Source organism: Mesorhizobium sp. 128a, assembly GCF_053848025.1.
This window is the reverse complement of record NZ_JBSPKY010000006.1, coordinates 239382-264518: the sequence shown is the minus strand read 5'-3', so window position 1 is coordinate 264518 and position 25137 is coordinate 239382. Positions and strand designations below refer to the sequence as shown.

The window sequence follows — 25137 nt, the reverse complement described above, 5'->3', positions numbered from 1 at the left end:
GAGAATTCCTTGCCGCAAGCGCCAGCTTGGGATTGCGGCCTTTCTCCCCGGTATTTTCGTCGCGTGCGCCGGCAAGCTTGGGCTATATCTAGCCGATGGCTTCGGATTCGAGGCCCTGCGATGATAAGGACCTTTCTCCCGATAGAAGGACTGGGCGTGACCGACGACGTAACCAACCAGCCGCCGCCGCTGACGGGCGGCAACGCCTGGCGGGGCGATCCGTTGCTGATCCAGCTCGCCGAGCGCTTTTCCGATCCGGTGCGCAAGGATCTCGACGGGCTTGGCCGGTTCGTCCTGACGCAGGAAGCGCAGGAGCTCGCCCGTCTAGCCAACGTCGAGACGCCGAAGCTCCGCACGCATGACCGCCAGGGCCGGCGCATCGACCAGGTCGAGTTTCATCCGGCCTATCATGCACTGATGCGCCGCTCGGTCGCTGGCGGGCTACATTCCTCGATCTGGGAGAATGGCGATAATGAGATCGGCCGTCGCCATCAGGTGCGCGCCGCGCGCTTCTATCTGACCGCCGAACTCGAGACAGGGCATCTCTGCCCCATCACCATGACCAGCGCTTCGCTGGCCGCGCTGATGGCCAGCCCAAAGCTGTTTCGCGAATGGGCGCCGCGCGTTACGACGCGCAAATACGATCAGAGCCAGAAGCCGCCGGTCGAGAAGACCGGGCTGACGCTCGGCATGGGCATGACCGAAAAGCAGGGTGGCACCGACGTGCGCGCCAACACCACAAGGGCCGAGCGCGCCGGCAGCGGTTTTTATCGCCTGACCGGCCACAAATGGTTCATGTCGGCCCCGATGTCGGACGCTTTCCTCGTGCTCGGACAGGCGCCGGAAGGGCTTTCCTGCTTTCTCGTGCCGCGCATCCTCGGCGACGGCTCCGGTAACGGCTTCCGCTTCCAGCGGCTGAAGGACAAGCTCGGCAACCGCTCGAATGCGTCCTCGGAGGTGGAGTTCGTCAATGCCATCGGCGAGATGGTCGGCGAGCCCGGCGCCGGCGTGAAGACCATCATGGACATGGTTACGCTGACCCGGCTCGACTGCGCCGTCGCTTCGTCGGCGATCATGCGGGCAGGGCTCGCCGAGGCCGTCCATCACACCCGCCACCGCCAGGTGTTCGGTTCGACGCTGATCGAACAGCCGCTGATGCAGCGTGTGCTGGCCGACATGGCGCTTGATGTCGCCGCCGCCACAGCCCTTTCGTTCCGGCTGGCGCGCTCCTTCGACGAAGCGGCCAGCGACCGCGGCGAGGCGGCCTTTGCCCGCGCCATGACACCGGTGGTCAAATACTGGGTCTGCAAGATCGCGCCGCCGCTGCTCTATGAGGCGATGGAATGCCTCGGCGGCAACGGCTATGTCGAGGAAGCGCCGCTCGCCCGCTACTATCGCGAAGCTCCGGTCAATGCGATCTGGGAAGGGTCGGGCAATGTCATGGCGCTCGACGTGCTGCGCGTGCTCGGCCGCGCGCCCGGCCTGTTCGAGGAGGTGCTGGCCGGCATCGACCGCGATCTCGGCGCCGGCGGACGCGGCACCATCGGCGTGCTCAAGGCAGCCATGCAGGTCGCAGGCACCGATGAGGGGTCGGCCCGGTTGCTTACCGAGCAGCTGGCGCTGTCGGCGGCAGCGGCGGAATTGCGCCGGCTGGGGGCAGGGCGGATCGCTGATGCTTTCGTCGAGACGCGGCTCGCCGGCCAGTGGCGCAACACCTACGGTATGCTCGATTCGCGCCATGACGCGCGCATGATCATCGACACCCTCTATCCACCAGTAAGCTGAGGCCGGCTGCACAGCCTATCACCACGAATTTACCGCCGCCTGTGGATGGACGTTAACCTTAACAAATGGTTTCCATTGCAGCGGCGGGCCGCAAAGCCCACTGTCTTTGTTACAAAGCAGGGATGCCATGCGGCCCATTTTGACCTCTTTTCTGGCCTTGCACTGGGCGGTGGTTTTCGCCCTGCTGGCGTTCATCTGCATGGATGGAAACCGCGGTGTTGCCGGCGCTCTGGGGGTGCTCGGCGTCGTCATGGAAAACACCCGTCTGGTCGATCTCGACAACGCTGCCGTCGTGGCGCCGTTGGCCATTGCGCTGCTGGTGGTCGCGGTGCTGTTTTGCTGGGTCTTCGTCGAGAGTTTGGTTAACGCCGCGGGGAGCCCCGACGGTGTCGACAGTGTGGCGCGGACCGCCTTCATTTCGGCGTCCGCCGTCCTGTCGCTGATCCTGATCGGCGGCGCCGCGCAAGGCATCAACGGCCTGTTCATGGTTGTGGCTGTGCAACTGGCGGCACTTCTGGCCTCCTACGTCGCAATGCTTGCCGAGCGGAGGTCGGTCTTCGCCGGCGCGGTTTCGCGCGAGGCCGAGAGCCGCGCCACTGCGCATGCCATGGCCGAAGGCGCCGCGCACGGCTCCTTGCTGTCGCGCATTTCCGGCCGGCCGGAGATTGGTCACCAAGACGGCGGTCCCAGAGATAGTGGCCATAGAGGCGGCTCCAGCCGCAGGGACGGTCACTGATGCGCACCCTGTTCGCATTGTGGGCCGCACCGCTCGCTCTGTTCTGGGGCTGGTTCTTCTTGTCGCTCAACGACATCAATTTCGGCTACGTTATGCTCAGCCGGCGGCTGCATGATGTGGTGTTCGAGCTCTACGGCCAGATGCTGGGCATCGATCCGGCGATCATTCCGGGCATGGTGGCCAGGGCCTGCATTTTCGACGGCTTCCTGCTGATGGCATTGTGGGCGTTCCGCCGTCGCCGCAACATCGCCGCCTGGATCAGGCGCCGGTGGGGAAATCGGGTTCCGTCCGATCGGATGAGCCAAGCGATTGGAGTCGATCTAAAGCTCCCTGCAGAATAAAGGCGGCGGCGGCCGAATCGATCTTGCCGGCGCGTTTGGCGCGCGAGAAATCCATCTCGATCAGCGTCCGCTCTGCTGCAACCGTCGACAGCCGTTCGTCCCACAGCACGAAGGGCAGGTCGGTCATCCCAGCCATATTGCGCACGAAGGCGCGCGATTTCTGGGCACGTGGACCTTCCGAACCGTCCATGTTGATGGGCAGGCCGAGCACAAACGCGCCGACATTGTCCTTTTGCAACTGGGCAAGCAGCGCTGCCGCATCCAGCGAAAATTTCTTGCGCAGGATTACCGGGCGCGGATGGGCGAAGGAAAGCCCTCGGTCGGAAACGGCGACGCCGATCGTCTTGTCGCCGAGGTCGAGCCCGGCCAGCGTCCTGCCGCCTTCCAGGTGTGCCGGCAGATCCTCGATTGCTATGATGCCCAACGGCTTCCCCAAACCAGTTTTACCGTGACAAAGATCCTGACACGCTCTTTTGAACCGCGAGCACACTATGTCACTTTAATTTCGCAGCCGGCGTTCTATCTTCCGGCGCAACCAAAATCGAGGAACACGATTGATGAAATTGACCTGGTACGGACATTCGGCCTTTCGCATCGAGACATCAGGCGCGACCATCCTCATCGATCCCTATCTCATCGGCAATCCGTCATGGACTGGTGGTTGGGAAGGGCCGGCGGAAGGCGTGACCCATGTATTGCTGACCCACGGCCACAATGACCATGTCAGCGGCGCGGTGGAGGTGCTGAAGAAGAGCGGCGCCCAGCTCGCCGCCAACTACGAGATTTGCATGTACCTGGTCGGCCAGGGCGTCGACGGCAACAAGATCAACCCCGGCAATCTCGGCGGCACCGTCGATTGCGGGGCTTTCACCACCACCTTCGTGCAGGCGCTGCATTCCTCATCGTTCAGCCTCGATGGTGGCCAGAACGTCTATCTCGGCAATCCCGGCGGCTTGGTCCTGCATTTTCCGGAAGACAAGACGCTCTACCATATGGGCGACACCGACATCTTCTCCGACATGGCGCTGATCAATGAACTGCATGAACCGAAGATCGGCATCGTGCCGGTCGGCGACCGCTTCACCATGGGTGGTGCGGTGGCGGCCCTTGCCTGCCGGCGCTTCTTCCACTTCGACACGGTCGTGCCCTGTCACTTCGGCACCTTCCCGATCATCGACCCGACGGCGGAAAAGTTCGTTGCGGGCCTCGAAGGATCGGGTGTGAATGTGGCCTTGCCAGCCATCGGCCAAACGATCACGCTGTAGGGCGATCATTCGGACGATCCCTTGTCGCAAAAGGGAATGAAACCATGGGTTTGAGAAGGACTCTTTGCGTGTCGATGCTGGTTGCGGCGTCACCGTTGCAAACCCTGATCGACGCCGGCAACATCGTGTTGTCGGCGGACGGCCTGCAAAGCGTTGAGTACAATTGCGAGTTCGTCCAGGTCACCAAGGCGACGCGCTCGCCGAGCTGGGCGGTCACCGCCATCTGCCAGGAACCGGGCTATCTTTTCCCCGACGTGCTGTCGGTCACGCAGATGAATGACACTCAAATCGATATCGTCTCGGTGCGCCCGACCGCCGACGAAGGCGAACAGGCCGGCAACGGCGGTAGCTATTATCTGTGCGATGGCGTCAATTTGCCTTGATCGTCGACGACCGTCTCTAAACTCTGAGACGGCATGGAGAGCGATGTGAACAGGGCTTTAAAGCTGAATGCAGTGTTGGCATTCGCGGTGTTGTTGGCCCGGAAAATGTGATCGTAGGTTTGCGCCGCAATTGATCGTCACGGAGCGCCATTCATTCAGGTGATACAGCAACCTTGCGCGCCGGCAATGATCCTTGAAGACACACCCGGAAACATGAACGCGGTCACCAACGCTCTTCGAGACCAAAGCCGCAGACGCGCAAGCTATGCCTTTCAGTAAGGTTAGCGCCGCTGAAGCGTCAAATGTTCGCCGATCTGTTGCGCGGCACGCGCCGCGCCGCTATAGCGCCATCTGGTTTTCCCAAAGGCTAAAGACATGTCCGTTGATCTCCAGACAGTGAAGCGCGTTGCGCGTCTCGCCCGCATTGCGGTGAGCGAGGAGGATGCCGAGCGCATGACCGGCGAGCTGAACGCCATTCTGGGCTTTGTCGAGCAGCTGAACGAGGTCGATGTCTCCGGCGTCGAGCCGATGACCTCGGTGACGCCGATGGAGATGAAGAAGCGCGACGATATTGTCACAGACGGCAACAAGGCCGCCGATATCGTCTCCAACGCGCCGGCCACTGAAGAGAATTTCTTCCTCGTGCCGAAGGTCGTGGAGTAGGCGGCCGATGGCAATCGAGATCGCCATCGAAACACCGCTACAGGACGATGTCCGCGCTTTGGTCGAGGAGCTCAACGCGACGCTGCTCGAACTGACGCCGCCGGAGCATTGCTATCATTTGACGGTCGAGCAGATGGCCGGCGAAGACACCACTGTGTTCATCGCCCGCGACGAAGGCCGGGCTATCGGCTGTGGCGCGCTGAAGCGCCATGACGCCAGCGTTGGCGAGGTCAAACGCATGTACACGCGGCCCTCGCATCGCGGAAAAAAGATCGGCGCCAAGATCGTCGAGCATGTCGAGACGCTGGCGCGCAGCGAAGGGCTGAAGCGGCTGGTGCTGGAAACCGGCGACCGCCATCCTGCGGCATGGACCGTCTACGAACGCGCCGGCTTCTCGCGCTGCGGCCCGGTGCTGGATTATCCCGATTCCGAGTGGTCGGTGTTTTACGAAAAGAGCCTTTGATGAGCGAACTGACCCATCTGACGATTTCGCAGGCCCGCGCCAAGCTGCGCGGCAAGGAGATTTCTGCCGCCGAGATTACCGAGGCCTATCTCTCGGCAATCGAGCGCGCCAATCCGGTGCTCAACGCCTACATCGTCGTCACCGGCGACAAGGCGCGCGACATGGCCAGGGATTCCGACGCCAGGCTGGCCAAGGGCGAGGGCGGCGCGCTGGAAGGCATCCCGCTTGGTATCAAGGACCTGTTCGGCACCGAAGGCGTCCACACCCAGGCCTGCAGCCATGTGCTCGACGGCTTCAAGCCGCGCTACGAATCGACCGTCACATCCAATCTGTGGGCCGACGGCGCCGTCATGCTGGGCAAGCTCAACATGGACGAGTTCGCCATGGGCTCGTCCAACGAAACGTCTTACTACGGCCCGGTCGTCAATCCGTGGCGGCGTTCGCGCCTCGACACGGTGGTGATGCCGACCACGCACCAGGGCGATGGTGGTTTTGTTTCGGCCGGCGGCACCAGGACCGCGCGCACGCTGGACAACGCCCAGCTGGTGCCCGGCGGCTCGTCCGGCGGCTCGGCTTCAGCCGTTTCGGCTTTCCTGTGCGCCGGCGCCACCGCCACCGACACCGGTGGCTCGATCCGCCAGCCCGCCGCCTTCACCGGCACCGTCGGCATCAAGCCGACCTATGGCCGCTGCTCGCGGTGGGGCATCGTCGCTTTCGCCTCGTCGCTCGACCAGGCCGGCCCGATCGCCCGCGACGTGCGCGACGCCGCGATCCTGTTGAAGTCCATGGCATCCGTCGACGCCAAGGACACCACCTCGGTCGATCGCCCGGTGCCGGACTACGAGGCGGCGATCGGCAAGCCGATCAAGGGCATGAAGGTCGGCATTCCAAGGGAATACCGCGTCGACGGCATGCCGGAAGAGATCGAGGCGTTGTGGCAGAAGGGCATTGCCTGGCTGAAGGACGCTGGCGCCGAGATCGTCGACATTTCGCTGCCGCATACCAAGTATGCTTTGCCGGCTTACTATATCGTCGCGCCGGCCGAAGCGTCGTCCAACCTCGCGCGCTATGATGGCGTCCGCTACGGCCTGCGCGTGCCCGGCAAGGACATCGTCGACATGTATGAAAAGACCCGCGCCGCCGGTTTCGGCCGCGAGGTCAAGCGCCGCATCATGATCGGCACCTATGTGCTGTCTGCCGGCTACTACGACGCCTATTATCTGCAGGCGCAGAAGGTGCGCAATCTGATCAAGCGCGACTTCGAGACCGTCTTTGCCGCCGGCGTCGACGTCATCCTGACCCCTGCGACGCCGTCCGCCGCTTTCGGCATCGCCGACGAGGACATGGCCGCCGATCCGGTGAAGATGTATCTCAACGACATTTTCACGGTGACCGTGAACATGGCCGGTCTGCCGGGCATCGCCGTGCCAGCCGGCCTCGATGCCAAGGGCCTGCCGCTCGGCCTGCAGCTGATCGGCCGTCCGTTCGACGAGGAAACCCTGTTCCAGACCGCTGCCGTCATCGAGCAGGCGGCGGGAACCTTCCAGCCGGAGAAATGGTGGTAGCATGCCGCCTTCGTCTCGCATTGCCATCGTCGAGACGAGAGACGAACTGCTGATCACGAACCCGCCGCGTACCTCGGATTTCAGGACGGTCTTTGTCCTGATCGGGGCCGCGATCGTTGCCTACACCGGCTATATGGGATTGACCGACACGTCGCCCGCAACCGTCACCAGCGGCACTCTCGGCCTGCTGTCGTTCGTGGCTATCATTGCCCTCTTCACCTATTTCCTCGGCAAGGATTTCATCTGGCTGGTGTTCGGCAAGGAAACGCTCAGGCTGACCAGTGCCGCAGCCGTGCGCGACGTCAGGGGTTCTTTGCGAAATCGTTCGTCACTGGCTTTGAAAGGGCATCTTAGGGTCGAAATCCTCGAGCATGCCTATCCAACCGATGAAGCGGGACTGTCGGAAGTCATCAGCCTGACCAACGCGAACGGCGTCCTCCTTTTCGGCAGGGAGTTGAGCCGTCCCGAGGCCGAGGCAGTAGCGAATGCGGTCGAGCACTTCATCGGCCGTCAAAATTCAAGCTGGCGATAGGCACGCAATGTTCTTCTATCTCTCCAAGATTTTCTGGTTCTTCGTCCAGCCACTCAACCTGGCGATCTTCCTGCTGTTGGCCGGCTTGCTCGCGGCGCTGGTCGGCCGCCGGCGGTTGGCGGCCACTGGCGGTGTGTTCGCCTTCCTCATTCTCGCGCTTTCGGCCTGGACGTCGCTTGGCGCCATGATGCTCAATCCGCTGGAGGAGCGCTTCCCAAGGCCAACGCTGCCGCAGAAGGTCGACGGCATCGTCGTGCTCGGCGGCGGATTCGAAGGCGCCATCAATCTGGTGCGCGGCGGCTATGAACTGAATTCCGGCGGCGACCGCATGGTCGAGACCGCGATCCTTGCCCGGCGCTTTCCGGACGCGAAGGTGGTTGTCTCGGGCGGTACCGGCGAACTGTTCATTGACGGCGAGGGCGACGCGGCCACCGCACCACGCCTGCTTGACTCGCTCGGCGTGAGCGCCGATCGTCTGATGCTCGAGAACAAATCCCGCAACACCTATGAGAATGCCGTCTTCACCCGGGAACTTGTAACGCCGAAGCCGGGCGAGACTTGGCTGCTGGTGACCTCCGCCTTCCACATGCCGCGCTCCAAGGCGCTGTTCGACAAGGCTGGCTTTCAGACGATCCCGTGGCCTGTCGACTATCGCACGTCGGGCAAGGAGGGCTTTGGTTTATTCCGCGACAACGCGCCGGATTCCCTGCAGACCACTACCATGGCCATCCGCGAATGGGTCGGGCTTACCGCCTATCGGCTGTCGGGCCGGATCGACCAGCTTTTCCCCGGGCCGGGCGGCTGACCGATCACCGCGTGCCGAGCCGCCGAGAAGAATTGACGCCGCACCAGCACCGCCAGGAGCAGCAGCGTCGACAGTACGAACACGATCGGGTCGACGAACCAGCCGAGATAGCCGATCGAAAAGAACACGGCGCGCAGGCCTGAATTGAAATGCTTGCCGGCCAACATGTTCATGCGCGCCGCGCGCCACACCGCCATTTCGCTGACCGGGTTGCGCGAGGCCTCGCCATGCGGGATCGGCACCGCGCCGATCAGGATCGAGCAGTAGTTGAACAGACGGTAGGCCCAGCCGAATTTGAAAAAGGCGAAGGCTAGGATCAGCACCAGGCCAAAAACCTTCATCTGGAAGGCTGCGCGCGACGATGTGGCACTGAGCGGCAGATCGCTGAGCACGGCAAGCACCTGATCGGAGGCGCCAAGCAGCGCGAAACAGCCGCCGAGCGCAATCAGCGAACTGGAGGCGAAAAAGGCGGTGCCTTGCTGCAGGCCACTCATGATGGCGGTGTCGACGATGCGGATCTCGCGCTCGGCCATGGTGCGCATCCAGGCCTCGCGCTGCACATTCATGGCCATCGTCAACGACACGCGATTGACCAGCTTGCCGTCGGACGCCAGCGTATGCACCACCCATGCAAGGAGGAAGAAAGCCAGCGCCGCGAGATCGGCCGTCGACAGATGGAAGGAATCGCCCATGCCCCCTTTTACCACAGGCTGGGCGCCCGTCTCGACGGCTGGCTCAGGCCGGCAAAGACGCGGTGGCTTCCATGTGCAACGCCTCAACGACGCTGTCAGTCTGGGTGATCCATCCGAAAGCGTGTTCGAAATTCCACAGAGTCGACTGGCGATTGAAATCGGGACCAGAATGGTTCATCGCGTCCTCGACCAGGATCGGCCAGAATTCCCGCATGTAGGCGTCGCGCGCGGTGGCATCGACGCAGACGTTGGTGGCGACCCCGGTGAACAGCAGATTTCGGATCTTGCGGGCGCGCAGATGCGCCTCGAGGCCAGTGTTGCAAAAGCCGCTGTAACGCGATTTGCGGATGATCTGGTCACCGGGCTCGGGCCTCAGCACGTCGACGATCTGCCAGTCCCAGCTGTTGTCGATCAACAGTCTGCCGGCAAGGTCGGGACGCTCGCGCATCATGACCATCCCCAGTTCCTTGTGATGGTTCGGGGACGAGGCGTCTCCCGCATCGCTGAGATCGGGCTTGTACGACATCTGCAGGTAAATGACGCTGACGCCGCCCTCGCGTGCCGCCTTGAGCAGGCGCCTGTTTGCCTCTATTGCCGGCGCGGCGCCGGAAATGTCGAAGCCGGCGAGGTCGAACATGCCGCCTTTTGAGGCAAAGGCGTTCTGCATGTCCACCACAACGACGGCAGTCTCGGCAGGCGCGATACGCACCGGCTGCGGCCTGGCATCCAACGTAAGCACGGCTCTCTCCCTGGGCAGACGCGAGAAACAACGCTGCGGGCGCACCCGGGAGCAATGTTTAGAATAGCCGCGCCGTCATGGTCGAGCAATCAATGTCGCTGCCGGAGCAAACAAGGTCGGCGGGTGCAGCGCCGCATTCGTCAAAACAGCACAAACATCATGGAAAGTCCTATATGTGGGTCTTGATCTCGCTTCCGGAGATGGCGCAGCGTGTTCCTTTCGGTTTTCGACCTGTTCAAGATCGGCATCGGACCGTCGAGTTCGCATACGATGGGACCGATGACGGCGGCGCGGCGGTTTCTCGACGAGATCGCCAGCGACGACTGGCCACGCCCGGCCGGCGTCAAGGTCGATCGGATTGGCGCCAGCCTGCACGGATCGCTCGCCTATACCGGCATCGGCCACGGCTCCGATCGCGCCGTTGTCCTCGGCCTCGCCGGCCTGACACCGCAGACGGTCGACCCCGATGAGGCCGATACCATCGCCACGCGCATCGCCGCCGACAAGCGGATTTCGCCGCCCGGCCATCCCTCCTATCGCTTCGATCCGGCGACGGATCTGGTGCTCGACAGGAAAACGCCGCTTACCGGCCACGCCAACGGCATGGCGTTCTACGCCTATGATGCCGGCGACAGGTTGCTGCTCAAGCGCATTTATTATTCGATCGGCGGCGGCTTCGTCGTCTCCGAGGAAGAGCTGCAGCGGATGAAGGTGAAGGGCTCGGTGACGACCGAAGGCAAGAAAGTGCCTTATCCCTTCAAGAACGCCGTCGAGATGCTGAAGATGGCCGGCAAAAGCGGCCTGTCGATTGCCGACATGAAGCGCATCAACGAAGAGACGCAGATGTCGCGCGAGGAACTCGATTCCGGCCTCGATGCCATCTGGGGCGCCATGAAGGGCTGCATCGACCGCGGCCTGTCACAGGACGGCATCATGCCGGGCGGCTTGAAAGTGCGCCGCCGCGCCCGCATGTTGCACGACAAGTTGCAGGAACAATGGCAGCAGAACAAGCCAAACCCGTTGCTCGCCAATGACTGGCTGTCGATCTACGCCATGGCGGTGAACGAGGAAAATGCCGCCGGTGGCCGCGTCGTCACCGCGCCGACCAATGGCGCGGCGGGCACGTTGCCGGCGGTGCTGCGCTATTGGCTGCATTTCCACCCCGAGGCCGACCAGCCGAGCATCCGCGATTTCCTGCTGACCGCTGCCGCAGTTGGCGGCATCATCAAGACAAATGCCTCTATCTCCGGCGCTGAGGTCGGCTGCCAGGGCGAGGTTGGTTCTGCCTCGGCAATGGCCGCGGCCGGCCTGTGCGCCGTCATGGGCGGCACGCCCGAGCAGGTCGAGAACGCCGCCGAGATCGCGCTCGAACATCATCTCGGCATGACCTGCGACCCCGTCGGCGGCCTGGTGCAGGTACCTTGCATCGAGCGCAATGCGCTCGGCGCCGTCAAGGCGGTGACCGCCGCTTCGCTGGCCATCAAGGGCGATGGCGTCCATTTCGTGCCGCTCGATGCGGCCATCGAAACCATGCGCCAGACCGGCCTCGACATGAACGAGAAGTACAAGGAAACCAGCCTTGGCGGCCTGGCCGTCAATGTTGTTGAATGCTGAACGCTCAACGGCGCTGGCTCTGTGGAGAAGTCGGGCAGGGCCGTTGACGCAATCGCGCGTCGGACTAAACCTTAAGCCATGACACTCAATCTCCTGAAACTGTGCGTCGGTTGCGACAGCGTCGAGGATCTCGAAGAGTGGATCGCCTTCCGTCTCGACGAGCGGCGGCGTGCCCGTGAGCCGGCCGAGCATTGGCACACCACCCGCATGGTGCCGACGCGCGGCGCCGAGGTCACCGATGGGGGGTCGCTTTATTGGGTGATCAAGGGCAGCGTGCAATGCCGCCAGCTGATCACCGAAATCCGCCCCTTCACCGACGATGAAGGTATCGGCCGCTGCCATTTGATGCTCGATCCAGAGGTCGTGCGCACCGACTGGCAGCCGCGCCGCGCCTTCCAGGGCTGGCGCTACCTGAAACCGTCGGATGCGCCGGCCGATATCGGCAAGGGCAAGGCCGGAACGGTCGAGATGCCGCCGAAATTGAAGCGCGAGCTCGCCGATCTCGGTCTGCTCTAGCGCCAAGGCACCCCGCTTCTCTCAGCCATGCTGATCGCTGGCCCTTCATGTTGTCCGAGGCTGGACTTGCAAGCAGCCCGGCAACGCCACATCTTGCTTCTCATGAGCGACAAGAAGCAGCCAGTGCCCGCGAGGGTCGATCCTGCGCCGGTCAAGCCTCAATCCAATGCTGGCGAGATCGACGCCTTTATCCGTCAGGCGCGGACACTTGCCGCGTCCGCGATCGGCTCCGGGCGGCTGATCCTTGCGCTCAACGCAACGATGAGTCGCCAGCCGACTTGGGATCTCGCCACCAAGCTGCAAGGCGAAATGTTCGATGCCGTCGGCAAGGCCGGAACCCTCAGTGTCCAACTCGTCTATTTTCGTGGACTGGGCGAGTGCCGGTCATCGGCGTTTGTCGCCAATACCAACGCCCTGAAGCAATTGATGACCCGAATCGATTGCCGCGCCGGCCACACCCAGATCGGCAAGGTGCTGGCGCATGCGTTGAAGGAAACGGCGACAGCCAAGGTCAATGCTCTGGTCTATATCGGCGACGCCATGGAAGAGGATATCGACGACCTGGCGCAGAAGGCCGGCAACCTCGGTCTGCACGGTGTTCCCGTCTTCGTCTTCCAGGAAGGTCATGATTCCGGCGCAGAAAAGGCGTTCAAGGAGATCGCGCGGCTGTCCAAAGGGGCGTGGTTTCGATTTGACCGACGGGCCGCCGCGACCCTGGCCGGACTGCTTTCGGCCGTCGCCGTCTATGCGACCGGTGGATTGAAGGCGCTCGAGGCAAGGGACAGGCCGGGAGACCGGCTGTTGATCGAGCATCTGCGGGGCGGCGGGAATTGATGGGCGCAATCATTGCGGTCTTAGCACTGTTTCTGGTGCTGCTTGGCGCGGCGACAATTTTCGTGCGCGCCGATGCGGCAAAACTGGCGAGCAGCATGCGCACGCTTGGCCCGCTGCTTCTGGCGCTGGTCGGCCTCGCCGTGCTGGTGGTCGGTCGCGAAGGCATTGCCGGCCTCATCCTGGCCGCGGCCCTTGCCTGGTATGGGTCGATGCGGATGAAGCGGCCCACAGCCGGATTGGCGCCCGGCAAGCGTTCGACGGTGCGAACCGCCGCACTGGAAATGGAGCTTGATCACGATACGGGCGGGCTTGAGGGCCTGGTTTTGGCAGGCCGCCATGAAGGCAAGATGCTGGGTGCGATGGGCCTGGCCGAACTGCAGCAGCTTTACCGCGAGCTCCCCGGCGACCCGGAGAGCCGTCAATTGCTAGAGACGTATCTTGACGGCCGTTTTCCCGTCTGGCGCAAAGACGCTGAGGCGAACGGTGGCGAAGGGCTGGGTGTTGCGCCAGGTGCGGGCGCCATGACTAAGGAGGAGGCCTACAAGGTCCTTGGTCTTGAAGCGGGGGCCGCCGCGGCGGACGTCCGCAAGGCGCACCGCCGCCTGATGCAACGCCTGCACCCCGACATCGGCGGCACGTCTTTCCTGGCGGCGCGGATCAACGAAGCCAAGGACGTCTTGCTCTCCAATCACAATTAGTCTCCTTCGACGCAGTAAATTTCCGGGAGATGGTTTCGACGTCGCCCTATTGCTGGACGGCGTAACAGGTAATTTTCTTCTTCTTCAGAGCATTGCAGGCATTCCAGGCCGCATCCTTCGAACCGAAACCGCCGAAGCGGGCGCGGTAATAGGTCTCGCCATCCTTGTCGAAAGCGACCGTGAAGCCGGAGGCGGAAGCAAGGATCTTCGGCGCTTGCTTGGCGGTCTTGTCGAGGAAAGCCTGCGCTTCGGACTGCTTGGGCGAGGACGCCACCTGCACCGCCCAGCCGGACGGCACCGAGGCAGTGTTTACCGGGTCGACCGCCGGAGGTGCTGCTGGCGCGGGTTCGGCGTAAGCCGCAACCACTTGTGCCGTTTCGACCTTGGGCGCCGTCACGATGACGGTCTTGACCTTCCTGGTCTTGACGACGGGGGCGGGCTCTTCGACCGCGGCCACCGTCTGTTCGTCGGCAGACTGCTCGTCGACAGATGTCGGATCGTCGTTGGACGCCACCGCATCGTCTGCAACCACCGGCTTGTCGTCCGGCGTCGGCGCGTCATGCTTGGGAAGGAAAACCTTGGCCAGCGCCTTGATCGGATTGTCGCCGCCGGCCTTGGCGACCAGGGCGCCGTCACCGCGTGTCGATGCGCGCGGCATGTAGGCGTTGATCAATCCGGCCATCTGGTTGTCGCGGCTGCGCCCCGACGTGCCGCCCATGACGACGGCGACGAGGCGGCGATTGCCGTCGGAAACCGACGAAACGAGATTGAAGCCTGAGGCGCGGGTATAGCCGGTCTTGATGCCGTCGACGCCCTTGATGCGGCCGAGTAGCCGGTTGTGGCCGTTGATGCGCTGGCGTCCATAGAGAAAGGAGCGCTGCGAGAAATAGCCGTAATATTGCGGGTAATGTTCCCTGAGCGCGATGCCGAGCATCGCCATGTCGTGGGCGGTGGTGAACTGGCCGGGATCGGGCAGGCCGTTGGCATTGCGAAACACGGTGCCGTCCATGCCGAGCTGCCGCGCCTTGGCCGTCATCATGCGGGCGAAATTGCTCTCGCTGCCGCCGAGCAGTTCGCCGAGCGCGGTCGCCGAATCATTGGCCGACTTGGTCACCATCGACAGGATGGCGGTCTCGACGGAAACCGCTCCGCCGGCCTTGACGCCAAGCTTGGTCGGCGGCTCGGCCGCAGCCTTGGCAGAAAACGGCACCGGCGTGTTCTTGCTGATCCTGCCCTTCGCCATGGCCTCGAAGGTCAGATAGAGCGTCATCATCTTGGTCAGCGACGCCGGGTAGCGCCGGCCATTGGCATCGGACGAATAAAGCACCTTGCCGGTCTTGGCATCGACGACGATCGCCGACGACCTGGCGGCCATCGACGATGCGGCATCCGCAACGACGAATGACATCGCCAAAGCGAGGATCATGATCGTTTTGAGGGAAGATGCGGATTTTGAACCGAAGACCGACAACGCCTGACGCACTGATAGTTCCTTTGAAACTCATTGCCCCGGAGGCGGCAAAGGGATCCGGCCTCACTTGTCGTCAAACTATCGCAGCCTGCGTTACCAATCCGTTTATGGTAACCGGCGCGTTCACCATTTTCCTCGGGCTTGAGGCTTTCTTTATTCGAATTTTAGCGGTTGCCGGCGCAGCACGGCCCCGATGCCGCGGAAATCTTGACTTTTGTGCAGCGCACAATATACTCTCCTGCATTGCACAACTGCGCTCAGGCAAGGGCGCCTTAAAACCGCCAAGGGAGACGTGAAATGACCCAGACCTATGAGGACTTCTCGAAATACGGGAAAGAGTTTGCCGACACCGGATTGAAGAGCTTCGCTTCGCTCTCCAAGAGCGCGCAGGCGATCGCCACCGAAGCCGGCGAATACACCAAGAAGAGCTTCGAAGCCGGCAGCGCCGCGGTCGAAAAGCTGTTCACCGCCAAGTCGCTGGAAAAGGCGATCGAGATCCAGTCCGACTTCGCCAAGCAGAGCTATGAGAGCTTCGTCGCCGAGGCGACCAAGTTCGGCGATCTCTACGCCGAGCTCGCCAAGGAGGCCTACAAGCCCTTCGAATCGATTGTCGCCAAGGCGAAGTAATTTCGCGCCAAAATACCAGGCACGGCCTTTCGGGCTTGCAAAACAGACCCGGTCGCGGATGCGCGGCCGGGTTTTTTCATGCCGGTTTCAATTCCGCGGCCTTGGCGGTTCACGATTTTGAAAAACGCCTCGGTTTGCCCACCTAGCCATATTGTCAGCTAACAAGAAGGGCTTAAAATCGTCCATCGAACACCTACATGTCGAACTCGCATGGGGATTCGAAAAGGCAGGATTACGTGACGATCGGTTTGACTGCCACGACAAGCGTGGTGCGGATGCAAAGTGACGGCGACGGCAATGAGGCCGGTCGCGGCACGGCTGTCATTACGCGCACGAAAACCAAGACCAAGAAGCCCAGCCTTTATCGGGTCCTTATCCTCAACGACGACTACACGCCCATGGAGTTCGTGGTTCACGTCCTGGAGCGTTTTTTTCAAAAGGACCGCGAAGCCGCCACACGCATCATGCTTCATGTTCATAATCATGGAGTGGGCGAGTGCGGGGTCTATACATTCGAGGTGGCCGAGACCAAAGTGTCCCAGGTCATGGATTTCGCCCGACAGAATCAGCATCCGCTGCAATGCGTGATGGAGAAGAAGTGAGGTAACATGCCGGCTTTCTCCCAAGGCCTGGAAAAGGCGCTTCACCAGGCGCTGACGCTCGCCAATGAGCGGCACCATGAATATGCAACCCTTGAACACCTGCTGCTCGCGCTCATCGACGACACCGAGGCGGCCGCAGTCATGCGCGCCTGCAACGTCGATCTCGACGAGCTGAAGCACACCGTTCTCACCTATATCGACACCGAGCTCGACAACCTCGTCACCGGTTACGATGAGGATTCCAAGCCGACCGCCGGCTTCCAGCGCGTCATCCAGCGCGCAGTGATCCATGTGCAGTCGTCGGGCCGCGAGGAAGTGTCCGGCGCAAACGTGCTCGTCGCCATCTTTGCCGAGCGCGAGAGCCATGCCGCCTATTTCCTGCAGGAACAGCAGATGACCCGTTACGACGCGGTCAACTACATATCGCATGGCATCGCCAAGCGCCCCGGAGCTTCGGAGACGCGCTCGCCGCGCGGCGCCGATGACGAGCAGGGCGGCCAGAACGGCGCCGAGCCGCAGGAGGAAGGTGGCAAGAAGAAGCAGCAGCAGGATGCGCTGACGGCTTATTGCGTCAACCTCAACAACAAGGCCAAGGCCGGCAAGATCGATCCGCTGATCGGCCGCGAGAGCGAGATCAACCGCACCATCCAGGTGCTGTGCCGCCGCTCCAAGAACAACCCTCTCTATGTCGGCGATCCCGGCGTCGGCAAGACGGCGATTGCCGAAGGTCTGGCCAAGCGCATCGTCGAAGGCGATGTGCCGGAAGTGCTGCAGGACGCCACCATCTTCGCGCTCGACATGGGCACGCTTTTGGCCGGCACCCGCTATCGCGGCGATTTCGAAGAGCGGCTGAAGCAGGTCGTCAAGGAGCTCGAGGACTATCCGGGCGCCGTGCTGTTCATCGACGAGATCCACACCGTCATCGGTGCCGGCGCAACCTCGGGCGGCGCCATGGATGCGTCGAACCTGTTGAAGCCGGCGCTGTCTTCGGGTGCCATCCGTTGCATTGGCTCGACCACCTACAAGGAGTTCCGCCAGTTCTTCGAGAAGGACCGCGCTCTGGTGCGGCGCTTCCAGAAGATCGACGTCAACGAACCGACCGTCGAGGACGCCATCGAGATCATGAAGGGCCTCAAGCCCTATTATGAGGAATTCCACAAGGTGAAGTTCACCAACGAGGCGATCAAGGCCTCGGTGGAGCTGTCGGCGCGCTACATCAACGACCGCAAGCTGCCGGACAAGGCGATCGACGTGATCGACGAGACCGGCGCTTCGCAGATGCTGGTGCCGGAAGCCAAGCGCAAGAAGACCATCGGCATCAAGGAGATCGAAGCGACGATCGCCACCATGGCCCGCATCCCGCCGAAGACGGTTTCGGCCGACGACGAGAAGGTGCTGCAAGGCCTCGATGTCGAGCTGAAGCGCGTCGTCTACGGCCAGGACACCGCGATCACCGCGCTGACCTCGGCGATCAAGCTGGCGCGTGCCGGCCTGCGCGAACCGGAAAAGCCGATCGGCTCTTACCTGTTCTCGGGCCCGACCGGCGTCGGCAAGACCGAAGTGGCCAAGCAGCTCGCCGCCTCGCTCGGCGTTGAGCTGATCCGCTTCGACATGTCGGAATATATGGAACGCCACACCGTCTCGCGGCTGATCGGCGCGCCTCCCGGCTATGTCGGCTTCGATCAGGGCGGCCTGTTGACCGACGGCGTCGACCAGCATCCGCACTGCGTGCTGCTGCTCGACGAGGTGGAGAAGGCGCATCCGGACCTGTTCAACATCCTGTTGCAGGTCATGGACCACGGCAAGCTGACCGACCACAACGGCAAGCAGATCGACTTCCGCAATGTCATCCTGATCATGACCACCAATGCGGGCGCATCCGATGCGCAGCGCGCGGCGATCGGTTTCGGCTCGACCAAGCGCGAAGGCGACGATGTCGAGGCGATTAACCGGCTGTTCACGCCGGAATTCCGCAACCGTCTCGATGCGATCATCCCGTTCGGCTCGCTGCCGGTGCCGGTCATCCATCAGGTGGTGCAGAAGTTCGTCATGCAGCTCGAGGCCCAGCTCTCCGAGCGTGGTGTCACCTTCGACCTGTCGCCGGACGCGATCGCCTGGCTCGCCGACAAGGGCTATGATGAGCGCATGGGTGCGCGGCCGCTCGGCCGGGTCATCCAGGAGCACATCAAGAAGCCGTTGGCCGACGAGGTGCTGTTCGGCAAGCTCAAGAAGGGCGGCACGGTGCGGGTCACCGTCGAGAAGAAGGAAACCGGCGAAACCGGCCTGAAGCTCGAATCGCTGGCCGACGAAGCGCCGGTGCAGCCGAAGCAGGAGCCGGAAGAGGCGGAGGCGCCGAAACCCCGCAAGGCGGTGGCCAAGAAGCCGGTCGCCAAGAAGGCGGTGGCGCAGAAGCCTGAGCCCAAAGGCAAGGATGGCGGCAAGCGCAGCCTGGTGCCGCAACTGCCACGCAAGGGCTGACAGGCTCGAAAAACAAAGAAAAGCCCCGGCAACGGGGCTTTTTTCGTTGGCTGGCCGGTTTGCCGAAACAGGGCGCCTTGAGGTCAGGCGGTAGCGCCGTCGGGTGCGAAGCGAGCCAGGACACGACCGCACGCCTTCCATATGGCGATCGAGATCAGCACGCTCGCGTAGCCATCCATGGCATAGTGCCAGCCAAGGACAACTGAACCGATCATGATGATGGCGGCGTATGCCCACATCAACAGGCCAACCAACCGAGAGCGGCGCGTTGCATAAAGCGCGAAAAGCACCACCATCGCCGAGCCCATCGCCTTAAGGCAACCCAGCTTCAACCGTTCAGCACTGCCCGGATCTTGCCTGCGTTCTCGGCCAGGACTTCGGGCTTCTCCATCTGTCCCGTATGCGGCTTCAGCGCGATGCCTTCGAACCGCGGGATGACATGGACGTGCAGGTGATAGACGGTCTGCCCAGAGGCCGGTTCGTTGAACTGCAGGATGGTGACGCCGTCGGCGCCGAAAGCTCTTTTGACCGCCAGCGCCACCTTCTGGACGACCGTGAACAGCGCGCCGAACGTCGACGGATCGGCATCGAGCAGATTGCGCGACGCCGCCTTAGGCACCACCAGCGTGTGCCCGGGCCCTTGCGGCATGACATCCATGAAGGCGACCACCGCGTCATCCTCGTAGACATGGTGCGAGGGAATTTCGCCGCGCAGGATCTTTGCGAAGATATTGCTGGGGTCGTAAGCCTCGGTCATGGCGTTACTCCGGGAGTATGCTCCCGGTGTAGCGAAGCTGTCCCGGACCGGCAAGTCGGTCAGGCGAGATCGACCATCGCGGCTTGGACCAGCGCTCGATGGAAGTGCCGCTTTTTCGTCGAGAGGCGGTCGAAATAGACGATCGGGTCGTCGTCTAGCAAAGCGGCACGGGTGGTGAAGACCGGATCAAGTCGCACCCGGGACGACAGACTGCTACTCCTCAAGATCCTTGCGGAACGGCGTATGTTCTTCCAGAATTTCGCCCATCCGCTCGACTTCGCGCCGTTCGCGCCGGAGATAGTCGGCCACCGCATTGCGCAGGCCGGGATGTGCGATGTAGTGCGCCGAATGCATGGTCACGGGACGGTAGCCACGCGCCAGCTTGTGCTCGCCTTGCGCGCCCGCTTCGACCACCTTCAGCTTGCGCTCGATGGCGAAGTCGATCGCCTGATGATAGCAGACTTCGAAATGCAGGAACGGGTGGTCCTCAATGCAACCCCAATTGCGCCCGTAAAGCGCGTCGGAGCCGATGAAGTTGATGGCGCCGGCGATATAGCGGCCATTGCGCTTGGCCATGACCAGCAGGATATCGTCGGCCATGCGCTCGCCGATCAGCGAGAAGAACTTGCGGTTGAGATAGGGGCGGCCCCATTTGCGGCTGCCAGTGTCCATGTAGAAGGCAAACAAATCATCCCAGGCCTTTTCGGTCAGGTCTTTGCCGGTCAGCCGGTCGATCGAGATATCGTTTGCGAGCGCCTCACGACGCTCCTTCTTCATCGCCTTGCGCTTGCGCGACGCCAGCGTGGCAAGGAAGTCATCATAGGTCGAAAAGCCTTCGTTGAAGAAGTGGAACTGCTGGTCGGTGCGATGCAGAAAGCCCGCCGCCTCCAGCGTCTCGATATCACTTTCTTGCGCAAAAGTGACGTGCGCGGACGAGACACCGAGCTTTTCCGTCAGCGCCTTCAGGCCTGCCGCGAGACCGGCTTTAACAGTAGCGTTGTCCTCGCCCCTGCTGACCAGCAGGCGTGGGCCGGTGACCGGGGAGAACGGCACGGCGCACTGCAGTTTTGGGTAGTAACGGCCACCGGCGCGCTCGAAAGCATCCGACCAGCCATGGTCGAAGACATATTCGCCCTGGCTGTGCGATTTGAGATAGCAAGGCACCGCGCCTAGCAGCCTGCCTTGCGCATTCTCCAGCCGAAGATGATGGCCCTGCCAGCCGGTGCGCCGAACGGCGCAGCCGGAATCCTCGAGCGCACTTAAAAAAGCAAAGGAAACGAGAGGGTTGTAGCTGGTTTCTGCATCGCCGCGCGTGGTGCCGCCAAAGCCGTTCCACTCATCGCAGGTGAAGGCGCCGATGCCGGCGGCGATGCGGATGGAAAACTCCGCATTCGCCGTTTGCCCATCGCCTTCGTCACCTTGATCCATGAGCCTTATTTAAGCTCTGTCCGGGCCGCTACAAGTCACGTTTCAGGCACTTGTGTCAGGCGACTTTGACCAGATCGGGTTCGAACCCTTCGAACGTCATCTGGTCTGCGTATTTGAAGGTGAGATCGACCGCCGGCTGGTCGTGCACCGTCCAGGTGATGACGGGCATTTTCAACTTTTCGCGCACGAAGCTGACGAACGGATTCGGCAAATCGCCCGCGGCATAGGAGGTGAAGGCAAGGTCATGTGCCAGCATGGCGAAATGGGCCTCGATCAGTTGGTTATCCCTGCCATAGGCCGTCAGCCCGCCAGGAATGCCAGGCGCGTCCTTGGGGAAATCGCGGACCAGCCAGTGGTCGAACGACATGATCGCGGCTTTGCCCTTGTAGCGTCTGAGCATATTGCCGACGCTGGCCACCAGCCCCTCGTCATAGCCGGGCACGCCCTTCAGTTCGACAACCATCGGCACGCGGCCGTCGACAAGGTCGAGCGCTTCCTGCAGCGTCGGCACATGGTCCTTGGTACCGCCGATCCTTAGCGCCGCCAGTTCCGCCGCCGTGCGCTGCCAGACAAAGCCGTCCTGACCGGTCAGCCGTTTGAGGTCGCCATCATGCATGATGACGGGAACGCGGTCGGACGACAAATGCACGTCGCACTCGATCGCGTAGCCGCGCTCGGCGGCAGCAGTGAAGGCCGAGAGCGTGTTCTCCCAGCGCATCTTGTTCATGTCGTGAAGGCCGCGATGCGCCACGGGGCGGGCAGTCAGCCAGGAAAGGTCGGTCATCGCTCAGTCCCTGCTTATGCGACTTCGAAGACGGCTTCGATTTCCACTGCGGCATTAAGCGGCAGCGAGGCGGTGCCGACGGCTGAGCGGGCATGCTTGCCGCGTTCGCCAAGGACGGCGACCAGGAAATCGGAGGCGCCGTTGGCGACCAGATGCTGCTCGACGAAATCCGGCACCGATGCGACGAAGACGGTGATCTTGACCAGACGCTGGATCTTTTCGAGATCGCCAAGCGCCGCCTTGGCCTGCGCCAAGATGTTGATTGCGCAGTATTTTGCACCTTCCTTGCCGGCTGCCGTGTCGATGTCGCGGCCGAGCAGGCCGCTTGCCTGCAGCTTGCCGTCCTTGAGTGGCAGCTGCCCGGCGGTGAACAAAAGATTGCCGGACCTGCAATAGGGCACATAGTTCGCGGCGGGCGCCGCGGCGGCCGGTAACGTCACGCCGAGATCGCTTAGCCGCTTTTCGATTGTTTCACTCATGGTATTTCCCTATTGCTTGGAGACGCCGCGCTGGCCGGGGCCGAAATTGCTATTTTTGCCTCGCTTCCGCCACGACTTTTTTTAAGCTGGACCATCTTTACCTGCGGCCTGCCATCAGCCGCGACGATCGGAGCCCCATATGCGCGCAACGCGCCTTGCCTTCCATGCCGTCCTGTGGCCGGCGATCTTCTCGGTGGCTCCCGCCTTTGCCGTGCCGGCGCTGCAGGCGCATCGAGCCGTCTATGATCTTACCCTCGACAAGGCCTCGGACCGCTCGGGAATCACCGGCATCACCGGCCGCATGGTCTACGAGTTCAATGGCTCGTCCTGCGAGGGTTACACGGTGAAATTCCGCTTCGTCACCCAGATCGTCACCGCCGACGGTACGAAGTTGACAGACCAGCAGACGACCACCTTTGAGGACGCCGAAGGCAAGACCTTTTCGTTCGTGACCAAATCCTTCTCCGACCAGAACCTCGACAAGGAGGTCAAGGGCACGGCCACCAAAGAGACCAAGGGCCTCAAGGTCGACATCGACAAGCCCGAGAAAAACAGCCTCGAACTTGCCGCCACCCAGTTCCCGACCCAGCATCTGGTCGAGCTGATCGGCAAGGCCGAAAAGGGTGAGAATTTCTACGAAACCAGCCTGTTCGACGGTTCGGAGGACGCCAACAAGGTGATGACCACCACCGTCATCGTCGGCAAGAAGACCGAGGGCGACAAGGCCGACCCCGAAGCGCCGGCGCTTGCCAAGCTTGCCGGCGACAAATACTGGCCAGTAGACATCGCCTATTTCGACGAGACCGACAAATCGGGCGAAGAGGTGCCGGAATACCGCATCAGCTTCAAGCTGCATGAGAACGGCATCACCCGCGACCTTACCATGGACTATGGCGAGTTCTCGATGACCGGCAAGCTGGTCAACTTGTCGCTGTTCGACCAGACCAAGCCCTGCCCGGTCTCGAAATAGCAACAGGATGGAGCTGGCCACGGCAGGCTTGATGGCGGTTTATGTCGATGCAGCGATCTGGAAGTGGGCCGGCCATCGCTGGTGCCACCTGATGGCCGACGATACCGACGAACTGCATCGTTTCGCCACCGAGCTTGGCGTCAAGCGTTCGTCCTACCAGGGACCGCCCAAGACATCGGCTCCGCACTATGACATAACCGGCTTCGAGCGCGACCGCGCGGTGCGGCTCGGCGCCATCGAATGCAGCCGCGAGGAGATCGTCGCGATCTTCCGGCGCGTGCGGGTACCCAACGGAAAGGGCCGATCGTGACTTTAACGGCATTCCTGGCGTATTGCCTTGCCATCACGCTTGCCGCTGCAACGCCGGGTCCGGCGATGTTCACGGTAATCACCAACGGCGTATCGCGCGGCTTCCTGCGCGCCTTCGTCGCCGGAATTGGCATAGCCGCTGGCGATGCGGTTCTGGTTACCTTGGCGCTGCTTGGACTGGTGGCGCTGGCCCAGACTTTCGAATGGGTGTTTCTCGCCTTGAAATATGCCGGTGCGGCTTACCTGATCTTTCTCGGCGTCAGGATGTGGCGGGCCGCCGCCGCGCAATCGATCGCGCAGGCGATGCCTCAAGCCAGATTGTCGCGGTCATTCCTGCTTGGCGCGTCCGTGGCGCTTGGAAACCCGAAGGCGATTCTGTTCCATGCTTCGATCATGCCCCTCATTCTCAACCTCGACACCATGACATTTGCCGATGGCGTGCTGGTGGTGGCTGTCGTCGTCAGCGTCAACATCCTCACCATGGGCACCTACGCCGCGCTGGCGGGCAGGGCATCCGGCTGGTTCAGGACACCCAAACGCATGCGGCTGATGAACCGGTTTGCCGGCAGTGCCATGATCGGCACCGGAGCGCTGATTGCCGCACGCTAAGCGCTAACGCGCCTCACCGCTTGCGTTTGCAGCACTTCCCCTCTATATGCGCGCTCATTCCACACACGGACTTTGGTGTCTGCCCGGGAGAAATCCGGCTGAAACCTCCGGTGGCGTTCGAGGACAAAGTCCAAAAATGCCTGTGTCCGTGGAGGCTAACCGGAAAAGGAACTAAGAATGGCACTGCCTGATTTCAGCATGCGCCAGCTTTTGGAAGCTGGCATTCACTTCGGCCACCAGACCCACCGCTGGAACCCGAAAATGGCGCCCTACATCTACGGCGCCCGCAACAACATCCACATCATCGACCTCTCGCAGACGGTGCCTTTGCTGCACCAGGCGCTGAAGCAGGTTTCCGACACCGTCGCCAAGGGCGGCCGCGTGCTGTTCGTCGGCACCAAGCGCCAGGCGTCGGACATCGTCGCTGACGCGGCGCAGCGTTCGGCCCAGTACTACGTCAACTCGCGTTGGCTCGGCGGCATGCTGACCAACTGGAAGACGATCTCGAATTCGATCCAGCGCCTGCGCAAGCTCGACGAGATGCTGGCGGGTGAGGCTCAGGGCCTGACCAAGAAGGAACGCCTCAACCTCGACCGCGAGCGCGAGAAGCTCGACAAGGCGCTCGGCGGCATCAAGGATATGGGCTCAACGCCCGACCTGATGTTCGTCATCGACACCAACAAGGAAGCGATCGCCATCCTCGAGGCCAAGCGCCTCGGCATCCCGGTCGTCGCCATCATCGATTCGAACTGCGATCCGGACAAAATCGACTTCCCGATCCCCGGCAACGACGATGCGGCCCGCGCCATCCAGCTCTATTGCGATTTGATCGCCAAGGCTGCGATCGACGGAATCGCTCGCCAGCAGGGCGCGCTCGGCGTCGACATCGGCGCCTCGGTCGAGGCTCCGGTAGAGCCGGCGCTCGATCCGACCCCGGCGGCCGAGACCCCGGAAGCCTGATAGCGGAGGCCGGTCCCGGCCTTCATCTTTCT

The 25137-nt window shown here is 62.4% G+C and carries 31 protein-coding genes; 21 read left to right on the top strand and 10 right to left on the bottom strand.

Annotated features, from left to right (window positions below; all coding sequences use genetic code 11):
* The first annotated feature begins 120 nt into the window (after positions 1-120).
* The 3 genes from ACWTU9_RS13645 (at position 121) to ACWTU9_RS13635 (ending at position 2862) form a co-directional block, all read left to right on the top strand.
* Positions 121-1785, top strand: a complete 1665-nt coding sequence (locus ACWTU9_RS13645) for a DNA alkylation response protein (RefSeq protein ID WP_455858708.1) — start codon at positions 121-123, stop codon at positions 1783-1785.
* Positions 1786-1912: 127 nt separating this feature from the next.
* Positions 1913-2521 carry a hypothetical protein gene (locus ACWTU9_RS13640; RefSeq protein ID WP_455858707.1) on the top strand — a complete coding sequence of 203 codons (609 nt, stop codon included), beginning with the start codon at positions 1913-1915 and terminating at the stop codon, positions 2519-2521.
* A complete protein-coding gene (locus ACWTU9_RS13635) occupies positions 2521-2862 on the top strand; it encodes a DUF6105 family protein (protein ID WP_454587031.1) in 342 nt (113 codons plus the stop codon). The genes ACWTU9_RS13640 and ACWTU9_RS13635 overlap by 1 nt, the downstream gene beginning before the upstream one ends.
* Here the strand turns inward: ACWTU9_RS13635 and ruvX are convergent.
* Positions 2780-3286 carry a Holliday junction resolvase RuvX gene (gene ruvX, locus ACWTU9_RS13630; protein ID WP_455858706.1) on the bottom strand — a complete coding sequence of 169 codons (507 nt, stop codon included), beginning with the start codon at positions 3284-3286 and terminating at the stop codon, positions 2780-2782. The two genes, ACWTU9_RS13635 and ruvX, sit on opposite strands and share 83 nt — an antisense overlap.
* A gap of 133 nt (positions 3287-3419) precedes the next feature.
* Here ruvX and ACWTU9_RS13625 point away from each other — a divergent pair, with 133 nt between their 5' ends.
* The 7 genes from ACWTU9_RS13625 (at position 3420) to ACWTU9_RS13595 (ending at position 8538) form a co-directional block, all read left to right on the top strand.
* Positions 3420-4127: a metal-dependent hydrolase gene (locus tag ACWTU9_RS13625; protein WP_455858705.1), complete on the top strand. Its 708-nt coding sequence runs from the start codon at positions 3420-3422 to the stop codon at positions 4125-4127.
* A 44-nt stretch (positions 4128-4171) separates the two neighbouring features.
* A complete protein-coding gene (locus ACWTU9_RS13620; protein WP_455858704.1) occupies positions 4172-4510 on the top strand; it encodes a hypothetical protein in 339 nt (112 codons plus the stop codon).
* Positions 4511-4885: 375 nt separating this feature from the next.
* The gene (gene gatC, locus ACWTU9_RS13615; protein ID WP_455858703.1) at positions 4886-5173 is read left to right on the top strand and encodes an Asp-tRNA(Asn)/Glu-tRNA(Gln) amidotransferase subunit GatC; all 288 of its coding nucleotides are present in this window, start codon (positions 4886-4888) and stop codon (positions 5171-5173) included.
* A gap of 7 nt (positions 5174-5180) precedes the next feature.
* Positions 5181-5636: a GNAT family N-acetyltransferase gene (locus ACWTU9_RS13610; protein WP_455858702.1), complete on the top strand. Its 456-nt coding sequence runs from the start codon at positions 5181-5183 to the stop codon at positions 5634-5636.
* Complete coding sequence (locus ACWTU9_RS13605) at positions 5636-7201, top strand: amidase (RefSeq protein WP_455858701.1); 1566 nt, start codon at positions 5636-5638, stop codon at positions 7199-7201. The genes ACWTU9_RS13610 and ACWTU9_RS13605 overlap by 1 nt, the downstream gene beginning before the upstream one ends.
* Position 7202: 1 nt before the next feature.
* Entirely contained in the window at positions 7203-7733 is a 531-nt protein-coding gene (locus tag ACWTU9_RS13600) for a hypothetical protein (protein ID WP_455858700.1), read from the top strand.
* 7 nt (positions 7734-7740) lie between these two features.
* Positions 7741-8538, top strand: a complete 798-nt coding sequence (locus ACWTU9_RS13595; protein ID WP_455858699.1) for a YdcF family protein — start codon at positions 7741-7743, stop codon at positions 8536-8538.
* Here ACWTU9_RS13595 and ACWTU9_RS13590 read toward each other — a convergent pair.
* On the bottom strand, positions 8487-9230 hold the full coding sequence (locus ACWTU9_RS13590; protein WP_455858698.1) for a DUF599 domain-containing protein: 744 nt from the start codon (positions 9228-9230) through the stop codon (positions 8487-8489). The two genes, ACWTU9_RS13595 and ACWTU9_RS13590, sit on opposite strands and share 52 nt — an antisense overlap.
* Before the next feature lie 43 nt (positions 9231-9273).
* Positions 9274-9969, bottom strand: a complete 696-nt coding sequence (locus ACWTU9_RS13585; protein WP_455858697.1) for a cysteine hydrolase family protein — start codon at positions 9967-9969, stop codon at positions 9274-9276.
* A gap of 210 nt (positions 9970-10179) precedes the next feature.
* Between ACWTU9_RS13585 and ACWTU9_RS13580 the strand changes: the two genes are divergently transcribed.
* The 4 genes from ACWTU9_RS13580 (at position 10180) to ACWTU9_RS13565 (ending at position 13631) form a co-directional block, all read left to right on the top strand.
* Positions 10180-11583, top strand: coding sequence for an L-serine ammonia-lyase (locus ACWTU9_RS13580; RefSeq protein WP_455858696.1), 1404 nt, complete (start codon positions 10180-10182; stop codon positions 11581-11583).
* A 78-nt stretch (positions 11584-11661) separates the two neighbouring features.
* Positions 11662-12099, top strand: coding sequence for a DUF1489 family protein (locus ACWTU9_RS13575; protein WP_455858695.1), 438 nt, complete (start codon positions 11662-11664; stop codon positions 12097-12099).
* Between the two features lie 102 nt (positions 12100-12201).
* Entirely contained in the window at positions 12202-12933 is a 732-nt protein-coding gene (locus ACWTU9_RS13570) for a VWA domain-containing protein (protein WP_455858694.1), read from the top strand.
* A complete protein-coding gene (locus ACWTU9_RS13565; protein ID WP_455858693.1) occupies positions 12933-13631 on the top strand; it encodes a DnaJ domain-containing protein in 699 nt (232 codons plus the stop codon). The genes ACWTU9_RS13570 and ACWTU9_RS13565 overlap by 1 nt, the downstream gene beginning before the upstream one ends.
* Before the next feature lie 46 nt (positions 13632-13677).
* On the opposite strand, the gene ACWTU9_RS13560 is transcribed toward ACWTU9_RS13565, so the two are convergent.
* Positions 13678-15057 (bottom strand): D-alanyl-D-alanine carboxypeptidase, encoded by a 1380-nt coding sequence (locus ACWTU9_RS13560; protein ID WP_455858692.1) that lies wholly within the window; start codon positions 15055-15057, stop codon positions 13678-13680.
* A 342-nt stretch (positions 15058-15399) separates the two neighbouring features.
* On the opposite strand from ACWTU9_RS13560, the gene ACWTU9_RS13555 reads away from it, so the two are divergent.
* The 3 genes from ACWTU9_RS13555 (at position 15400) to clpA (ending at position 18809) form a co-directional block, all read left to right on the top strand.
* Entirely contained in the window at positions 15400-15729 is a 330-nt protein-coding gene (locus ACWTU9_RS13555) for a phasin family protein (protein ID WP_454574998.1), read from the top strand.
* 275 nt (positions 15730-16004) lie between these two features.
* A complete protein-coding gene (gene clpS, locus ACWTU9_RS13550) occupies positions 16005-16331 on the top strand; it encodes an ATP-dependent Clp protease adapter ClpS (RefSeq protein ID WP_023671012.1) in 327 nt (108 codons plus the stop codon).
* Positions 16332-16337: 6 nt separating this feature from the next.
* Complete coding sequence (gene clpA, locus ACWTU9_RS13545; RefSeq protein ID WP_454574999.1) at positions 16338-18809, top strand: ATP-dependent Clp protease ATP-binding subunit ClpA; 2472 nt, start codon at positions 16338-16340, stop codon at positions 18807-18809.
* An 83-nt stretch (positions 18810-18892) separates the two neighbouring features.
* On the opposite strand, the gene ACWTU9_RS13540 is transcribed toward clpA, so the two are convergent.
* The 6 genes from ACWTU9_RS13540 to ACWTU9_RS13515 are packed head-to-tail and all read right to left on the bottom strand — an operon-like array spanning position 18893 to position 22257.
* Positions 18893-19105, bottom strand: a complete 213-nt coding sequence (locus tag ACWTU9_RS13540; protein WP_455858691.1) for a phosphatase PAP2 family protein — start codon at positions 19103-19105, stop codon at positions 18893-18895.
* Between the two features lie 32 nt (positions 19106-19137).
* Entirely contained in the window at positions 19138-19566 is a 429-nt protein-coding gene (locus tag ACWTU9_RS13535; protein WP_455858690.1) for an HIT family protein, read from the bottom strand.
* A 59-nt stretch (positions 19567-19625) separates the two neighbouring features.
* Complete coding sequence (locus ACWTU9_RS13530; protein WP_455858689.1) at positions 19626-19790, bottom strand: hypothetical protein; 165 nt, start codon at positions 19788-19790, stop codon at positions 19626-19628.
* On the bottom strand, positions 19780-20994 hold the full coding sequence (locus ACWTU9_RS13525; protein ID WP_455858688.1) for a GNAT family N-acetyltransferase: 1215 nt from the start codon (positions 20992-20994) through the stop codon (positions 19780-19782). Before ACWTU9_RS13525 ends, ACWTU9_RS13530 begins: the two co-directional genes overlap by 11 nt.
* Positions 20995-21049: 55 nt before the next feature.
* Complete coding sequence (locus ACWTU9_RS13520; protein ID WP_455858687.1) at positions 21050-21778, bottom strand: glycerophosphodiester phosphodiesterase; 729 nt, start codon at positions 21776-21778, stop codon at positions 21050-21052.
* 14 nt (positions 21779-21792) lie between these two features.
* Complete coding sequence (locus tag ACWTU9_RS13515; RefSeq protein WP_454587011.1) at positions 21793-22257, bottom strand: RidA family protein; 465 nt, start codon at positions 22255-22257, stop codon at positions 21793-21795.
* A 139-nt stretch (positions 22258-22396) separates the two neighbouring features.
* On the opposite strand from ACWTU9_RS13515, the gene ACWTU9_RS13510 reads away from it, so the two are divergent.
* From ACWTU9_RS13510 to rpsB, 4 genes are all read left to right on the top strand, one after another.
* A complete protein-coding gene (locus ACWTU9_RS13510; RefSeq protein ID WP_455858686.1) occupies positions 22397-23227 on the top strand; it encodes a cell envelope integrity EipB family protein in 831 nt (276 codons plus the stop codon).
* Positions 23228-23258: 31 nt separating this feature from the next.
* Positions 23259-23537, top strand: a complete 279-nt coding sequence (locus ACWTU9_RS13505; RefSeq protein ID WP_454587009.1) for a DUF4031 domain-containing protein — start codon at positions 23259-23261, stop codon at positions 23535-23537.
* Positions 23534-24145, top strand: coding sequence for a LysE family translocator (locus tag ACWTU9_RS13500; RefSeq protein WP_454587008.1), 612 nt, complete (start codon positions 23534-23536; stop codon positions 24143-24145). The genes ACWTU9_RS13505 and ACWTU9_RS13500 overlap by 4 nt, the downstream gene beginning before the upstream one ends.
* A gap of 177 nt (positions 24146-24322) precedes the next feature.
* Entirely contained in the window at positions 24323-25105 is a 783-nt protein-coding gene (rpsB, locus tag ACWTU9_RS13495; RefSeq protein ID WP_142865747.1) for a 30S ribosomal protein S2, read from the top strand.
* Positions 25106-25137: the final 32 nt, after the last annotated feature.

Bases quoted from the DNA above. Each gene is read 5' to 3' on its own strand.
- ACWTU9_RS13640 (WP_455858707.1), top strand. From the start codon at position 1,913: ATGCGGCCCATTTTGACCTCTTTTCTGGCCTTGCACTGGGCGGTGGTT.
- ACWTU9_RS13535 (WP_455858690.1), bottom strand. From the start codon at position 19,566: ATGACCGAGGCTTACGACCCCAGCAATATCTTCGCAAAGATCCTGCGC.
- ACWTU9_RS13605 (WP_455858701.1), top strand. From the start codon at position 5,636: ATGAGCGAACTGACCCATCTGACGATTTCGCAGGCCCGCGCCAAGCTG.
- ACWTU9_RS13620 (WP_455858704.1), top strand. From the start codon at position 4,172: ATGGGTTTGAGAAGGACTCTTTGCGTGTCGATGCTGGTTGCGGCGTCA.
- ACWTU9_RS13510 (WP_455858686.1), top strand. From the start codon at position 22,397: ATGCGCGCAACGCGCCTTGCCTTCCATGCCGTCCTGTGGCCGGCGATC.
- ACWTU9_RS13505 (WP_454587009.1), top strand. From the start codon at position 23,259: ATGGCGGTTTATGTCGATGCAGCGATCTGGAAGTGGGCCGGCCATCGC.
- ACWTU9_RS13515 (WP_454587011.1), bottom strand. From the start codon at position 22,257: ATGAGTGAAACAATCGAAAAGCGGCTAAGCGATCTCGGCGTGACGTTA.
- ACWTU9_RS13645 (WP_455858708.1), top strand. From the start codon at position 121: ATGATAAGGACCTTTCTCCCGATAGAAGGACTGGGCGTGACCGACGAC.
- ACWTU9_RS13560 (WP_455858692.1), bottom strand. From the start codon at position 15,057: ATGATCCTCGCTTTGGCGATGTCATTCGTCGTTGCGGATGCCGCATCG.
- ACWTU9_RS13570 (WP_455858694.1), top strand. From the start codon at position 12,202: ATGAGCGACAAGAAGCAGCCAGTGCCCGCGAGGGTCGATCCTGCGCCG.
- ACWTU9_RS13575 (WP_455858695.1), top strand. From the start codon at position 11,662: ATGACACTCAATCTCCTGAAACTGTGCGTCGGTTGCGACAGCGTCGAG.
- ACWTU9_RS13565 (WP_455858693.1), top strand. From the start codon at position 12,933: ATGGGCGCAATCATTGCGGTCTTAGCACTGTTTCTGGTGCTGCTTGGC.
- clpA (WP_454574999.1), top strand. From the start codon at position 16,338: ATGCCGGCTTTCTCCCAAGGCCTGGAAAAGGCGCTTCACCAGGCGCTG.
- ACWTU9_RS13595 (WP_455858699.1), top strand. From the start codon at position 7,741: ATGTTCTTCTATCTCTCCAAGATTTTCTGGTTCTTCGTCCAGCCACTC.
- ACWTU9_RS13555 (WP_454574998.1), top strand. From the start codon at position 15,400: ATGACCCAGACCTATGAGGACTTCTCGAAATACGGGAAAGAGTTTGCC.
- ACWTU9_RS13520 (WP_455858687.1), bottom strand. From the start codon at position 21,778: ATGACCGACCTTTCCTGGCTGACTGCCCGCCCCGTGGCGCATCGCGGC.
- ACWTU9_RS13625 (WP_455858705.1), top strand. From the start codon at position 3,420: ATGAAATTGACCTGGTACGGACATTCGGCCTTTCGCATCGAGACATCA.
- gatC (WP_455858703.1), top strand. From the start codon at position 4,886: ATGTCCGTTGATCTCCAGACAGTGAAGCGCGTTGCGCGTCTCGCCCGC.
- ACWTU9_RS13610 (WP_455858702.1), top strand. From the start codon at position 5,181: ATGGCAATCGAGATCGCCATCGAAACACCGCTACAGGACGATGTCCGC.
- clpS (WP_023671012.1), top strand. From the start codon at position 16,005: ATGCAAAGTGACGGCGACGGCAATGAGGCCGGTCGCGGCACGGCTGTC.
- ACWTU9_RS13590 (WP_455858698.1), bottom strand. From the start codon at position 9,230: ATGGGCGATTCCTTCCATCTGTCGACGGCCGATCTCGCGGCGCTGGCT.
- rpsB (WP_142865747.1), top strand. From the start codon at position 24,323: ATGGCACTGCCTGATTTCAGCATGCGCCAGCTTTTGGAAGCTGGCATT.
- ACWTU9_RS13525 (WP_455858688.1), bottom strand. From the start codon at position 20,994: ATGGATCAAGGTGACGAAGGCGATGGGCAAACGGCGAATGCGGAGTTT.
- ACWTU9_RS13540 (WP_455858691.1), bottom strand. From the start codon at position 19,105: ATGGTGGTGCTTTTCGCGCTTTATGCAACGCGCCGCTCTCGGTTGGTT.
- ACWTU9_RS13600 (WP_455858700.1), top strand. From the start codon at position 7,203: ATGCCGCCTTCGTCTCGCATTGCCATCGTCGAGACGAGAGACGAACTG.
- ACWTU9_RS13635 (WP_454587031.1), top strand. From the start codon at position 2,521: ATGCGCACCCTGTTCGCATTGTGGGCCGCACCGCTCGCTCTGTTCTGG.